At 64.9% G+C, this 12,597-nt stretch carries 14 protein-coding genes; 5 read left to right on the forward strand and 9 right to left on the reverse strand.

Annotated elements, in window-relative coordinates; translation table 11 throughout:
- Positions 1–45 precede the first annotated feature (45 nt).
- Positions 46–699: a hypothetical protein gene (locus U1E20_RS05345; protein ID WP_409979540.1), complete on the forward strand. Its 654-nt coding sequence runs from the start codon at positions 46–48 to the stop codon at positions 697–699.
- Here U1E20_RS05345 and carA read toward each other — a convergent pair.
- A complete protein-coding gene (carA, locus tag U1E20_RS05350; protein ID WP_409979541.1) occupies positions 696–1,886 on the reverse strand; it encodes a glutamine-hydrolyzing carbamoyl-phosphate synthase small subunit in 1,191 nt (396 codons plus the stop codon). The genes U1E20_RS05345 and carA overlap by 4 nt on opposite strands.
- 190 nt (positions 1,887–2,076) lie before the next feature.
- Between carA and U1E20_RS05355 the strand changes: the two genes are divergently transcribed.
- Positions 2,077–2,526, forward strand: a complete 450-nt coding sequence (locus tag U1E20_RS05355) for a GatB/YqeY domain-containing protein (protein WP_409979542.1) — start codon at positions 2,077–2,079, stop codon at positions 2,524–2,526.
- Positions 2,527–2,589: 63 nt separating this feature from the next.
- Here the strand turns inward: U1E20_RS05355 and thiD are convergent, their stop codons facing one another.
- From thiD to U1E20_RS05395, 8 genes are all read right to left on the reverse strand, one after another.
- Positions 2,590–3,396 carry a bifunctional hydroxymethylpyrimidine kinase/phosphomethylpyrimidine kinase gene (gene thiD / locus U1E20_RS05360; protein WP_409979543.1) on the reverse strand — a complete coding sequence of 269 codons (807 nt, stop codon included), beginning with the start codon at positions 3,394–3,396 and terminating at the stop codon, positions 2,590–2,592.
- 3 nt (positions 3,397–3,399) lie between these two features.
- Positions 3,400–3,747, reverse strand: coding sequence for a DUF86 domain-containing protein (locus U1E20_RS05365; RefSeq protein ID WP_409979544.1), 348 nt, complete (start codon positions 3,745–3,747; stop codon positions 3,400–3,402).
- Positions 3,737–4,033 (reverse strand): nucleotidyltransferase family protein, encoded by a 297-nt coding sequence (locus U1E20_RS05370; protein WP_409979545.1) that lies wholly within the window; start codon positions 4,031–4,033, stop codon positions 3,737–3,739. The genes U1E20_RS05365 and U1E20_RS05370 overlap by 11 nt, the downstream gene beginning before the upstream one ends.
- Before the next feature lie 37 nt (positions 4,034–4,070).
- The gene (locus U1E20_RS05375) at positions 4,071–5,075 is read right to left on the reverse strand and encodes a WD40 repeat domain-containing protein (protein WP_409979546.1); all 1,005 of its coding nucleotides are present in this window, start codon (positions 5,073–5,075) and stop codon (positions 4,071–4,073) included.
- Between the two features lie 2 nt (positions 5,076–5,077).
- The gene (locus U1E20_RS05380; RefSeq protein ID WP_409979547.1) at positions 5,078–6,307 is read right to left on the reverse strand and encodes a hypothetical protein; all 1,230 of its coding nucleotides are present in this window, start codon (positions 6,305–6,307) and stop codon (positions 5,078–5,080) included.
- Between the two features lie 176 nt (positions 6,308–6,483).
- On the reverse strand, positions 6,484–7,674 hold the full coding sequence (gene queG / locus U1E20_RS05385) for a tRNA epoxyqueuosine(34) reductase QueG (protein ID WP_409979548.1): 1,191 nt from the start codon (positions 7,672–7,674) through the stop codon (positions 6,484–6,486).
- A gap of 1 nt (position 7,675) precedes the next feature.
- Positions 7,676–8,875 (reverse strand): sensor histidine kinase, encoded by a 1,200-nt coding sequence (locus U1E20_RS05390; protein ID WP_409979549.1) that lies wholly within the window; start codon positions 8,873–8,875, stop codon positions 7,676–7,678.
- A gap of 114 nt (positions 8,876–8,989) precedes the next feature.
- The gene (locus U1E20_RS05395; RefSeq protein WP_409979550.1) at positions 8,990–9,673 is read right to left on the reverse strand and encodes a glutathione S-transferase family protein; all 684 of its coding nucleotides are present in this window, start codon (positions 9,671–9,673) and stop codon (positions 8,990–8,992) included.
- A 129-nt stretch (positions 9,674–9,802) separates the two neighbouring features.
- Here U1E20_RS05395 and U1E20_RS05400 point away from each other — a divergent pair, with 129 nt between their 5' ends.
- From U1E20_RS05400 to U1E20_RS05410, 3 genes are all read left to right on the forward strand, one after another.
- On the forward strand, positions 9,803–10,525 hold the full coding sequence (locus tag U1E20_RS05400; RefSeq protein WP_409979551.1) for an SIMPL domain-containing protein: 723 nt from the start codon (positions 9,803–9,805) through the stop codon (positions 10,523–10,525).
- 129 nt (positions 10,526–10,654) lie between these two features.
- A complete protein-coding gene (locus tag U1E20_RS05405) occupies positions 10,655–11,065 on the forward strand; it encodes an ArsC/Spx/MgsR family protein (protein WP_409979552.1) in 411 nt (136 codons plus the stop codon).
- A 170-nt stretch (positions 11,066–11,235) separates the two neighbouring features.
- Complete coding sequence (locus U1E20_RS05410; RefSeq protein ID WP_409979553.1) at positions 11,236–12,528, forward strand: adenylosuccinate synthase; 1,293 nt, start codon at positions 11,236–11,238, stop codon at positions 12,526–12,528.
- Positions 12,529–12,597 lie beyond the last annotated feature (69 nt).

Consider the following 12,597-nt stretch of genomic DNA (forward strand, 5'->3'; position numbering starts at 1 on the left):
TTAATGTCAAACATGAAAATATAATATCTAAACATGAGGCATTCCATGCCACCCATCCTCTGTCGTCTGTCAGCCCTGACGCTGGTCATGGCGCTTGAAGCGTCGCTTGCCGCCTGCAGCCATGTGCCGGTCTCGACCATTTGGGCGCTACGCAATTTCGACGCGTCGTCCTTCGATCCGGCCGTGCTGCGCGCGGCGGTGCGCCTGCCGGAAACTTTCGAGCCGCAAAAGGGCGGCGTGACGTTGAAGATCGGCTGGTGGCGCGACGGCGAGGAAAACAGCGCCAAACATGAGCTCAGACTGGCGCTCAAGGACACGACCGCGGCCGAGGACGTGGCGCCGCTCGCCGGCGAGAAGAAGGCTGGCGCGCAAATTTTCGCCTATCGCGTCGGCCCGGCCGATTATGGCGCGATCCGCGCAAGCCAGAAGGAATTTCTCGAAGAGAAGGCGCGCAATCCCGGCAAGACGCATGGCTCATTTGGCGTCAGCGCCGACGCCTGCCGGCGCGGCGACTTCCCAGAAGGTCCGCTGCTGCTGACGACCTATTTGCGCACGCAGCCCTCTGGCGCCTATCTCACAGTGGTCAAGGATATCGATTTGCGCGAGGCGCCGACAAAGGAAAAGTCGCTCGATGACCTCGTGCCGGCTTGCGAGAAATTAGCTAACCGGGCAGAGGCGGGGACGGGCATTGACCGTTAGGCCGCCTTCGCCTTCTCCATCATCTCGACGAATCGCCGAAACAGATAATGGCTGTCCTGCGGGCCGGGCGAGGCCTCGGGATGATGCTGCACCGAGAAGGCCGGGCGGTCGGTGAGCGCGATGCCGCAGTTCGAGCCGTCGAAGAGCGAGCGATGAGTCTCGACGGCGTTTGCCGGCAGGCTGTCGCGATCGACCGCGAAGCCATGGTTCATCGAGACGATCTCGACCTTGCCGGTGGTGAAATCCTTCACCGGATGATTGGCGCCATGATGGCCCTGCGGCATTTTCTTCGTCTTCGCGCCAACCGCGAGCGCCATCATCTGATGGCCGAGGCAAATGCCGAAGGTCGGGATTTTCGCCAGAAGCAGATCGCGGATGACCGGCGCGGCGTATTTGCCGGTCTCGGCGGGATCGCCGGGGCCGTTCGAGAGGAAGACGCCATCGGGCTTCAGCGCCAGGATTTCTCCGCTGGTCGCGGTGGCGGGGGCGACGATCACCTCGCAGTCTTGTTCCGCCAAAAGGCGCAGGATGTTGCGCTTCACGCCATAGTCGATGGCGACGACGCGATATCTGGGCGCCCCGTTGCGGGCGCCATAGCCGCCGCCGAGCCGCCAGGTGGTCTCGCGCCAGTCATAGCGCTCCTTCGCGCCGACGCTCGGCACGAGGTCCATTCCGTCGATGCCCGGCCAGCGCGCGGCCTTGGCTTTCAGCGCCGCAATGTCGAAACAGCCGTCCGGCGCATAAGCTATGACGGCGTTTTGCATGCCGCGTTCGCGAATGAGCGTCGTCAGCGCGCGCGTGTCGAGGCCGCAGAGCCCGACGATGCCGCGCGAGGCCAGCCAGTCGCCAAGCGGCGCCTCGGCGCGGAAATTCGAAGGGTCCGTCGCGGGCGCGCCGAAAATGGCGCCGACGGCGCCGGCGCTCCGGTCGAGGTCGACGGTCTCGACATCCTCTTCATTGGTCCCAACATTGCCGATGTGCGGAAAGGTGAAGGTGACGATCTGCGCGGCGTAGGACGGGTCGGTGAGGATTTCCTGATAGCCGGTCATCGCGGTGTTGAAGCAGACTTCGCCGACCGCCTCGCCGACGGCCCCGAGCCCATAGCCTTCGATCACCTCGCCGCTGGCGAGAACCAGCACGCCGGTGTGGATCGGTTTCTTCCAGCCATTGTCTTGATCGAGGGTCATCCGCGTCCCAAATCCAGCGGCGCCGCCACCCTTGACAGCGTGCGTCCCGCGCGTCATGGGCGGGTTTGACCCGGCCATCCACGCGCTGCAGCCCGGCGTGGATGCCCGCGACGAGCGCGGGCATGACGCAGCGGCGTTGGCGATGGATGTAATCCATCCGCCACGGAAATGGAAACCCCAAGGACACAACATGCGCGAGAAGATTGCGGCGGACCTCAAGGCGGCGATGAAGGCGGGCGAGCGCGCCAAGGTCGACGCGCTGCGGCTCATCAACGCCGCGTTGAAAGACAAGGACATCGAGGCGCGCGGGACCGGTAAGACGCTCAGCGACGACGATGTGCTGGCGCTGTTGCAGAAGATGATCAAGAGCCGGCAGGAATCGCTGGACATCTACGAAAAGGCCGGGCGCGCCGATCTTGCGGATAAGGAAAAGGGCGAGATCGCGGTCATTTCCGCCTATCTGCCGCAGCAGCTCTCGGAGACCGAAGTCGCCGAGGCGGTGAAGGCGGCGATCGCCGAGGCCGGCGCAACGTCGATCAAGGACATGGGCAAGGTCGTCGCCGCGCTCAAGGCGAAATACACAGGCCGCATGGATTTCGCCAAGGCGAGCGCGGCGGTGAAGGCGGCGCTGTCGGGGTGACCGAGGCGAAGGATTAAGCGCGCGACCCGCCCCCTCTCCCGCGGGGGAGGGTCGGGGAGGGGGCTACCGCCACAGCGCAAAAAAATGATGCGGCGGGCCGCGGCCTTCGCCGAGATGCAGCGCATCCCCAGCTTCGAGCGCGCCTTCGAGCCAGACTTTCGCTGTCGCGATGGCGTCGATGAGCGGCGCGCCCTTGGCGAGTTCGCAGGCGATGGCGGATGACAGCGCGCAGCCGGTTCCATGCGTGTTGCGCGTGGCGATGCGCCGGCCGCGAAAGATGCGCTTCTCTCCACTCTCGAAGAGAACGTCGATAGGCTCGCCGGCGAGATCGCCGCCCGTGGCCAGCACGGCGCGCGCGCCGAGGTCGCAGAGACGGCGCGCCTGCGCCGCCAATTCGTCGGCGTCTGTCGCGAGCGGCGTCTGCGTGAGCGCGCTTGCCTCATAAAGGTTGGGCGTCGTGAGCCGCGCCAAGGGCATCATATTCGCGATGAGCGCCGTCTCCAGCCAATCCGAGGCGAGGCTGACGCCCAGAGTCGGAACCAGCACCGGATCGAGCACAATGTTGCGCGCCTCATGGCGCGCCAGCGTTTCGGCGACGGCGCGCGCGATGTCCGGCGTCGCCAGCATGCCGATCTTGATCGCGTCGGGCGGAATGTCCGACAGAACCGCCTCGATCTGCGCGGCGACGATTTCCGGCGCGACAGGATATGCGGCGATCACCCCGCGCGTGTTCTGCGCAGTGAGCGCCGTGATCGCCGCCATGCCGTAGCATCCGAAGGCGGAGAAGGTTTTTAAGTCCGCCTGCACGCCTGCGCCGCCCGAAGGGTCGGAGCCGGCGATGGAGAGAAGGCGGGGCATTTTGGCGGGCATGGCCTATTCGTCGCGCGCGAGTTCCGAGAGGATTACCGCGCGCAGTATCGGCAGATCGCGTTGCGCTGTCTCCCAGACATAGCGAGCCGCCACGTCTTCGTAGTCATGGCGATAAATGTTTCCCGAGCCAGCAACACGTTTCCATGGGATCGCGGGATGTCGCGCTTTCATCTCGTCTGGCAATCGTCTCGAAGCCTCGGAAATAATTTCAAGGCAGCGCGTAACTGCGTATGTTGTGCGGAGGTCGTTAGAAAAGGCCGCGTAATCAAATCCCTCAACAAAATGCGCGGCGAGATCGATGTGATAGAGAATGTCCTGCGCCGCCCTCTCCGGCGATTTACTAGAAGGCATAGACGGCGTCCGCCGTGACGGCGGGACGAAGATAGGGCTTTAATCCTTCGCGGCTTACGACGTCTACCGGGCCATCGAAAAAATCGGCGATATATTCTTTTAGCGCCGCATATTCCCAGACCCCGATGGGCGCGTCCGGCGCGATTTCGATCATGATGTCGATGTCGCTGTCCGGCCGCGCCTCGCCGCGCGCGTGGGAGCCGAACAGCGCCGCATGCGCGACGCCGCGCGCCCTCAAGGCGGCTTCGTTCTCGCGGAGGACGGCGATGATCTGCTGCGCGTTCATGGCTGCAGCATAGCACAGACGCGCGCCATGCGCGTCGTCACGCCTTCGGCAGGGTCAGGACGCCGGCGTCGCCGTTCTCGGCGCCGAAGGCAAGTCGCGCGCCCTTTTCGTCCCAGGCGAGCGCGCTGATCTGGGCGCGATCTGGGTCCTGCGCCGGATGGCGGATCAAAATTTCAGATCCATCCGTTAGCCGGGTCAGGATGATGAGGCCGTCGTCGTAGCCGATCGCGACGACCAGAGCGGCGGGATGAAAGGCGACGCGCGTCGCTATCGCCCCACGGACCCCGCATTCGCGCGGCGCCTGGCCCATCGGGCCATCCTTGCCGGAGAAGGGCCAGACGATACAGGCGTCGGCGCCCGAGGTCGCCAGCCATTTGCCGTCATGCGACCAGGACAGGCTGCGGGTCTTCCCCGGATATCCGGCCATGCGCATATGCTTGCCGTCGGAAAGACGCCAGCCATGCAAGGCGTTCTCCTGCATCGAGGTGACGAGAAAGCGTCCGTCGGGAGAGATCGTGGCGTCGAGATGCGAGCCCGCCCAGGCCAGCGTTTCGGGCCTTCCGGCGTTGGGGAACCACAACGTCGCGCCGCCGTAATGGGCGACCGCCAGCCGGTAACCCTTGGGAAAGAAGGCAAGGCCCCGCGAGGTCGACGTCAGATCGAGCGACTTTGCTTCGCCCTTGGCCGAGCGGGCGCGCGCCGTCTTGCCCGCCGTCCAGGCCACGGCGCCGGCCCGCGCGGCGATGGCGTCGATCCATTTGCCCTTTTCATCGCCGAGGGTTTCGACGACGCCATTGGCGTGTGTCGCGACGACGCGGCCGTCGTCGCCGCCGGTGATGAACCGGTCGCCGTCCTGCGCCGCGACGAGAATGGCGGCGTCGTCATGGACGGGAATACGGCGCCCGCTGGCGCCATCGCCGAATTGAAGCGTTCCGTCGGCGAGCGCGAAGACCGGCGCGCCCCCAAGGAACGCCGCCGCCACAACCGGCTCGTCAAGCCCGATCGTTTCGACATTCTCGGTGAGAGTCGGGGGCAACGCCACGGCTAGGCGCTATCCTCGGCGGGCGCGCCCAGGCCCGCGGGCAGTTGGGGAAGGCGCTTTCGGAACTGGCCGCGCATAACCAGCGCGTAAGCGATGGCGTCGAGCCCGGCAAGCGTCAGCCACCACAGTTGTTCGGCCGCCGGGCCGAACAGGCAAACGGCGAAACCCGATCCAATGCCCCCGAGCAGGAAGGGCGCGAGCGCCGGACGCGACTGGCCGACGAACAGGCTGGCGCGGGCGGCGACCAGCGCCGCCGCCGCCGCGCCAAGAACGCCAAGATCGAACCAGATTTTGAAGATGAGGCTGCGCGGCGTGGCCGGCGTCAGATAGCCGCCGAGCACGCCCCAGGTCGCCGCGCCAAACCCGTGGCCGATCGCCGTGCGCCAGCCGTCGGCGCTGATCATCTCGCCCCAGAAGGCGAGATGTCTGAAAAAGGCCGGCGAATTTTCGGGCCAGAGGACGTGCGCCATATAGGCGGCGAGCGGCGCGAGCAGCACGATCGCCGCCATCAGCGCCGCGATCGCCGCGGCCATCGCTTGCGCGCGGCCGAAAGAGGCGGCGAAGACCGCCGCGCCCGCCGCCAGCGCCGGCATCGCATTCGGGGCGCGCGACAGATAGCAGGCCAGCGCCGTCGCGACGGCGAGCGCCGCCGCCCAATACCATCGGTCGCGCACCGCGAGCGCGCCCATCGCCGGCCAAACCAGTAGGGAAAGCCCAAGTCCGGCGCGGCCGAGCGGCCCCACGTCGAGAATGTCGTCGAGCGTATATTGCGGCTTCAGCAGCAAGGTCACCGCGGCCAGCGCGATCGTCGCCGCCGCGACGCCGATCGGCAGGAGATTGAGGTTTGAGGTCTTGGTGCGAAGCGGCAGAAATCCTGTCGCCAGCGCGACGAGCGCGAGCGTCGCGGCGATTTTGGCGAAGCGTTCCGCTGGGCCTTCGAAGGGCGTCCAGAGCAGGGAAAGCGCCGTCCAGGCGACGAGCAGCAGCGCGGCGAGAAACGGCGGCGAAAGCAGGCTTGCGCGCATCGAGCGCGCCGAGCCCTCTTCCGGCGTGAGCGTCGCGGAGGCCAGAAGCAAGGCCGCTCCGATCGGCAGCAGAACATAGACCGTCTGGCGCGCCAAAATCGGCGCGATGAGCGAGACCACGAACAGCAGAAACACGCCAATCCGCAGCAGCAGGCGGGCGGCCTCTTCTGCGGGTTCGTCGGTGTTGCGGCGCGAAAGGATGGACATTGCGAGATGCGGCTCGAACGGGGGTCTTGGTGTAAGATTAGAACGAAATGGCCGCCGAGTAGTCCGCCGCATCGCAGTAAATCTGGGAATGCGCGCAATTTTTTAGCGACTGTGGCGCTTTTGCTATTGTCCGAAACGCGTCGTGTTTTGGGCTAACTCGCAAAGGGCGCTGTGATTTAAGCAGCCTGGCGCCACTCCTGACGAACCGTTTCGTCAGGTTCCGCTGACAGTCTCTGTGGACGCAGCTCGGCCAGTCGCGCTGGCGCCAATCGGCCGAGAGCCCAGACGGCGGCGCCGCGGACGATGGGAGCGGCGTCGCCCAACAGCCGCTCGGCCTCCGCGGCAAGCTCGGGCCGGCCGGAATTGCCGATCGCGATTAGAACATTGCGCAAGAAGTGGTCGCGTCCGATGCGTTTGATCGGCGATCCGGCGAAATTCTCCCGGAACGCCGCATCGTCGAGCCACGCCAATCGCGCCAGGGGCGGGGAGTCGAATTCGGGACGCGCGGCGAGCTTCGCTTCCCGTCCCGCGCTGGCGTATTTGTTCCAGGGACAGACCGCGAGACAATCGTCGCAGCCATAGATTCGATTGCCGATCTTTTCGCGAAACTCGAGCGGAATGGGACCCTTGTGCTCGATCGTCAGATAGGACACGCAGCGGCGCGCATCGAGCTGGTAGGGCGCCGGAAACGCCGCCGTCGGACAAATGTCGAGGCATTTGTGGCACGAGCCGCAATGATCCGATTCAGGCGGGTCGGCGGCGAGAGGAAGAGTGGTGAAAATCGCGCCAAGAAAAAGCCAGGAGCCGAAATCGCGCGACACGAGATTCGTGTGTTTGCCCTGCCAGCCGACGCCGGCCTGTTGCGCGAGCGGCTTTTCCATGACCGGCGCCGTGTCGACGAAGACCTTGGCGTCGCCCGCGCCGGCGCGCTTCAGCATGAATTGCGCGAGCTGCTTCAGGCGGCCCTTGATGAGGTCATGATAATCGCGATTGCGGGCATAGACTGAAATCGTCGCGCGATCGGGCTTGGCGAGCGACGCGAGCGGATCGCCCTCGGGTCCATAGTTCATGCCGAGCAGCACGAGGCTTGTCGCTTGCGGCCAGAGCGCGCGCGGCGCGGCGCGCCGTTCCGCCGTGTCGAGCATCCAGCTCATATCGCCATGCGCGCCGTCCTTGAGCCAGGCGCGCAGCCTTTCGCCCTGCAATGGCGCCGCATCCGCAGGCGCGAAGCGGCAGACGTCGAAGCCGAGATCGATCGCATGGGCGCGGATCGCTTCCTCGATCTTCATCGTCGCGCCGGCTTGCCTCGCGCCTTGATCTCGATCCTTGCGAAAAGCCGTCGAGGCGTTTGAGACGGACGCCTGCATGTCAGGAGCGCGCTTCGAGAGGAATCGAGACGATGAACTCCGCGCCCGGATCATGGCGCTTCATCTCGATCGTCGCATCGAGCTGGCGCGTGAACGCGCCAATGATCCGCATGCCGAGGCCCTTGCGGCCCTGAGAATCTAGGGCGTCAGGCATGCCGGCGCCTTCGTCGCGCACCGACGCCATGAAATTCTTTTCCCCGACCCGAGCGACCTTCACCAAGATCACTCCCGACCGGCTTTCATAGGCGTATTTCGCCGCATTGGCGATGAGTTCATTGACGATCAGCGCGGTCGCGACGGCGCGATCGGTCACAATGACAATGCCGTCTTCGACCTCGGTGCGCACGTCGCATTGCGCGACGCTGTCGTCCAGATCACGACAAAGGGCTTCGATATATTTGCCGACGTCCATGCGCTCGACGTCGGAGCCGCGAGACAATTGGTCGTGCGCTTTCGCGATGGCGTCGACGCGGTGTGACGCCTCATTGAGAAGATCGCCCGCCAGCGCGTCCTCCGCGTCATTCGCCTGCAGGCGGAGCATGCCGCCAACGATCGTCAGGCTGTTCTTCACGCGATGATTCATTTCCTTGAGCAGCGCTTCGTTGCGCGCGAGCGCCGCCCTGAGCTTGCGCTCTTCGCGCTCGCGTTCGATCGCCATGCCGAGAATATTCGCGGCGCCCTGCAGAAAAGCGATGTCCTGCTCGACGAATGCGTTCGACGATCGGCTGTCGACCTCCAGGACGCCGAAGGGCTTGTTGTCGCCCTGCAGGATCACGTTCATGGCGCGGTGAACCCCGTGCCGCCGCAATATCTCGGGCGTTTTAAATCGCGTCTCGCTCTCAAGATGATTGGAGATGACTGGCGCGCCGTTGCGCAGCGCATAGCCAGCTGGAGAGTCGAGGTTCGCGCTGATTTTGGCGACGCCGACGACGCCGGGACACCAGCCGACGCCGGCGCGCACCAGAAATTCGGTCTCGGAGGGAAGCAACTCCAAGACCTTGCAGAATTCCGCGTCCAGCCCTTGCGCGGTCAGCCGCACGGTTTCGCTCAGCAGCTGATCGAGCGAAGCGCCCTGCAGCGCGGAGACGCCGAGTTCCGCCAATATTTCCTGCTGCCGAATGCGCTGCTGCAAACCGCGCGACGGATCGGTCCCGTGCGCGGGCTCGATTATTTCACCTTCCCGATCGTCGGGCGCGCTCATGGGACTGTCCTGTGCGGACTTTCACGCGCTTCCGCCAAACGAATGTCAAGCGGCGCCGGATGGTGCGCGGCGGCCGAAGCGCGACCGGAGTCGCCCAGTCGACGTCGGCTCTGATTAAAAATCCAGCTCGGCATAGTAGCGTCCGGGCGTGAGCCCTGGCGCCCGGTAAGTCAGTAGCGGACGAAACGCCGGGCGCGACTTGATCCGCTGATACCAGTGTTTTGCGGACTCATCTTCCTCCCATGGCGCGTCGCCGAGATAGTCGGCGCAGGAAATATGCGCCGCCGCGGCGAAATCGGCATAGGTCAATCGATCGCCCGCCAGCCAGTTTCGCGTATGGGTCAGATAGCCGATGTAGCGCATATGGTGACGGATATTGGCGCGCGCCACGCGCAGCACGTCCATGTCCGGCGCGCCGCCGGGCGGCGCGAAGCGCTTGTAGACTTTCTCCGTCATCAGCCAGTTCGTGACCTCGTCGTAAAATTTGACGTTGAACCAGTCGACGAGGCGACGCGTTTCGATGCGCGCCGACATTTCCTGCGGCAGCAAACGTTGCGCGCCACGTTCCGGGCCATAAATCTCGTCGATATATTCGGCGATGAGGCCGGCGCCAGGAACGATCGTCCCGTCGTCATCAACAAAAACCGGCGTGCGGCCGGCGGGGTCAAGCGCGAGAAACTCCGGGCGGCGGTCGCTGGCGCGTTCTTCGACGAGCGTCGCGTCAATGCCGTATTCGGACAGGATCAGCCGGATGAATCGGGAATGCGGGCAGAGCGGATGATGATAAAGCGTGGGCATGAGGCTTTCGAGAAGACGCGTGACGACGATCGGGCCGGGGTTCTGTATGCTGTTTGGATTAACGCCGCTACCGGGCGGTTTTGCGGCCTTGATAAGCTCAATGGCGCTCAGCTTTCGCTAGGATATGCCATGATTCGTTTCCTCCTCGCACTTTTGCTCGGCGCGACTCTCTTCTCGGCCGCCGTCCGCGCCGACACGCTGAAGGATGGCGTCCCAAATCTCTCAGTCATTGGCGAGGCTTACGAGGACGTAGCGCCGGACGTGGCGATTCTGCGCTTCGGCGTCGTCACCGAACGGCCGTCCGCCGCGGACGCCGCCACTGAAAACGCGCGCGCGGTCGAGGCTATCCTCGCTCAGCTGAAGGAGCTTGGCGTCGCCGACGCCGAAGTCGAGACGCTGGGCGTGACGCTTGCGCCGGCGACGATGGAAGAGCGGGACCCCAAGACCGGCAAGCTCAAGACGACGCAGAAATTGTTCCGCGCTCGAAATGATCTCCAGGTGCGGGTGACCCCGATCGCCAAGGCCGGAGAAGTCGCCGGAAGCCTGATCGACAAGGGGGTCAACAGTTTCGAAGGCGTCGATTTCGCGGTTGCGCATCCCGAGCAAAGGCTCGACGTCTTGCGGCGCGAAGCGGTCAAGGACGCCGAACGTCAGGCGAAAATCTACGCGGACGCCGCAGGAATGCGGCTGGCGCGCGTTTTGGAAATTCGTCCGATCGACGAAGCCGACATGCGTCCGCGCGCTTTCGCGGCGAAGGCCGGCGCTCCGGGCGCCGCCATGGAAATCCCGCTGCGCCCCGGACTTCAGCGTCTCTCGTCCCGCGTAAACATCATTTGGGGACTCGCGCGTTAGAACGCATCTGCCCGCCAAAGCGGCGCGGAGCCACGAAATTGCCTGCAATTTCCTCGATTAAGCCCATTTCGCGCCGCACAATTTCGCGCTAAGCTTTCACTGGCGCATGGGGCAAAGTGAGGGTCGCGGATGGCTCACGTGATTTTTTACGAAAAGCCGGGCTGCGCCGGCAATGCGCGGCAAAAGTCGCTTCTCCGCGCTTCTGGACATGAAGTCGAGGCGCGAAGCCTCGTGAGCGAACCCTGGACCGCATCCAGCCTGCGTCCCTATTTCGGCGCAAAGCCGGTGCCGGAATGGTTTAACGCCGCTTCGCCGCGGATCAAATCCGGCGAAGTCGACCCGGAGAAAGTCACGCCGCAGGAAGCATTGGTGATGATGATCCTCGACCCGCTGCTCATCCGTCGCCCGCTGATGCGCATCGGCGACCATTGCGAGGCGGGCTTCGATCCCAAAGCGGTCGACCGTTGGATCGGCCTGAAGGAAACCGGAGAGACGGTTGGCGACGGATGCCTGCTCTCCGCTGCGGACGACGCTGCATAGAGCGTGTGTTGACGCGAAGGACCGGGTTCCGTTTTTTCGCGAACCGCGAGCCAATCGCCGGCGTCGGCGGCCGGGCCTTTACCCTCAAGACCGCATGCGCTAAACCCCGGCGGTAACGAGCCCCGACGTTACCACGCGGGGCTTTTTCTGTTGGAGATTGAGATACGGCCATGGCGAATGTGGCGGTGGTCGGCGCCCAATGGGGCGACGAAGGCAAGGGCAAAATCGTCGATTGGCTGTCGCTCGAAGCCGACGTGGTCGTGCGCTTCCAGGGCGGACATAACGCCGGGCATACGCTGGTCATCGACAGCGTGACCTATAAGCTCGCGCTGCTGCCATCGGGAATCGTGCGGCCTGGCAAGCTTTCGGTCATCGGCAATGGCGTGGTCGTCGATCCGCATTTTCTGGTCGGCGAAATCGACCGGCTGCGGGAGCAGGGCGTCGAGATTTCGCCGATGAATCTCAAGATCGCGGAAAATGCGCCGCTGATCCTTTCACTGCATCGCGAACTCGACGCGCATCGCGAGGAAGCTGGCGGCGGCGCCAAGATCGGCACCACCAAGCGCGGCATCGGCCCGGCCTATGAGGATAAGGTCGGGCGCCGCTCGATCCGCCTCATGGACCTCGCCGAGCCCGATCTTCTCGACGACAAGATCGCGCGCGCGCTCGCGCATCATAATCCGCTGCGCCGCGGCCTCGGCCTGCCGGAGGTCAACGCTGGCGCCTTGCGCGAGGAATTGCTCAGCGTCGCGCCGCGTATTCTCCCGTTCATGGATGCGGTGTGGGAGCTGCTCGACGATGATCGACGCGCCGGCAAGCGCATCCTTTTCGAAGGCGCGCAGGGCGTGTTGCTCGACGTCGACCACGGCACCTATCCTTACGTGACTTCATCCAACACGGTGGCGGCGTCGGCGGCGAGCGGCTCTGGGCTCGGGCCCGGCGCGATCGGCTATGTGCTGGGCATCGCCAAGGCCTATACGACGCGGGTCGGCGGCGGCCCGTTCCCGACCGAGCTTCATGACGCGATCGGCCAATTGATCGGCGACCGCGGCCATGAATTCGGCACCAATACCGGGCGCCGGCGGCGCTGCGGCTGGTTCGACGCCGTGCTGACGCGCCAGGCGGTGAAGACCTCCGGCATCAACGGCCTCGCTTTGACCAAGCTCGATATTCTCGACGGTTTCGACGAGATCAAAATCTGCACCCATTACATGCTCGACGACAAGCGCATCGAGCGACTGCCGGCCTCGCAGGCGGCGCAGGCGCGCGTGCAGCCGGTCTACGAGAGCTTCCCCGGCTGGAAGGAATCGACCAGCGGCGCGCGCTCCTGGGCGCATCTGCCGGCGCAGGCGATCAAATATGTCCGCCGTATCGAAGAGCTGATCGAGGCGCCCGTCGCGCTGCTCTCGACCAGCCCCGAACGCGCCGACACGATTCTCGTGCACAATCCGTTTCAGGATTGAGCGTTCACCGTCCCCTTGAGGGGGAGGGTCGGCGCGTAGCGCCGGGGTGGGGTGGAGCCGCGCCGCACA

The sequence above is a fragment of the Methylocystis sp. genome, assembly GCF_046349115.1.
Taxonomy (GTDB): Bacteria; Pseudomonadota; Alphaproteobacteria; order Rhizobiales; family Beijerinckiaceae; genus Methylocystis.

Bases quoted from the DNA above. Each gene is read 5' to 3' on its own strand.
- U1E20_RS05345 (WP_409979540.1), top strand. From the start codon at position 46: ATGCCACCCATCCTCTGTCGTCTGTCAGCCCTGACGCTGGTCATGGCG.
- carA (WP_409979541.1), bottom strand. From the start codon at position 1,886: ATGACCCTCGATCAAGACAATGGCTGGAAGAAACCGATCCACACCGGC.
- U1E20_RS05355 (WP_409979542.1), top strand. From the start codon at position 2,077: ATGCGCGAGAAGATTGCGGCGGACCTCAAGGCGGCGATGAAGGCGGGC.
- thiD (WP_409979543.1), bottom strand. From the start codon at position 3,396: ATGCCCGCCAAAATGCCCCGCCTTCTCTCCATCGCCGGCTCCGACCCT.
- U1E20_RS05365 (WP_409979544.1), bottom strand. From the start codon at position 3,747: ATGCCTTCTAGTAAATCGCCGGAGAGGGCGGCGCAGGACATTCTCTAT.
- U1E20_RS05370 (WP_409979545.1), bottom strand. From the start codon at position 4,033: ATGAACGCGCAGCAGATCATCGCCGTCCTCCGCGAGAACGAAGCCGCC.
- U1E20_RS05380 (WP_409979547.1), bottom strand. From the start codon at position 6,307: ATGTCCATCCTTTCGCGCCGCAACACCGACGAACCCGCAGAAGAGGCC.
- queG (WP_409979548.1), bottom strand. From the start codon at position 7,674: ATGCAGGCGTCCGTCTCAAACGCCTCGACGGCTTTTCGCAAGGATCGA.
- U1E20_RS05390 (WP_409979549.1), bottom strand. From the start codon at position 8,875: ATGAGCGCGCCCGACGATCGGGAAGGTGAAATAATCGAGCCCGCGCAC.
- U1E20_RS05395 (WP_409979550.1), bottom strand. From the start codon at position 9,673: ATGCCCACGCTTTATCATCATCCGCTCTGCCCGCATTCCCGATTCATC.
- U1E20_RS05400 (WP_409979551.1), top strand. From the start codon at position 9,803: ATGATTCGTTTCCTCCTCGCACTTTTGCTCGGCGCGACTCTCTTCTCG.
- U1E20_RS05405 (WP_409979552.1), top strand. From the start codon at position 10,655: ATGGCTCACGTGATTTTTTACGAAAAGCCGGGCTGCGCCGGCAATGCG.
- U1E20_RS05410 (WP_409979553.1), top strand. From the start codon at position 11,236: ATGGCGAATGTGGCGGTGGTCGGCGCCCAATGGGGCGACGAAGGCAAG.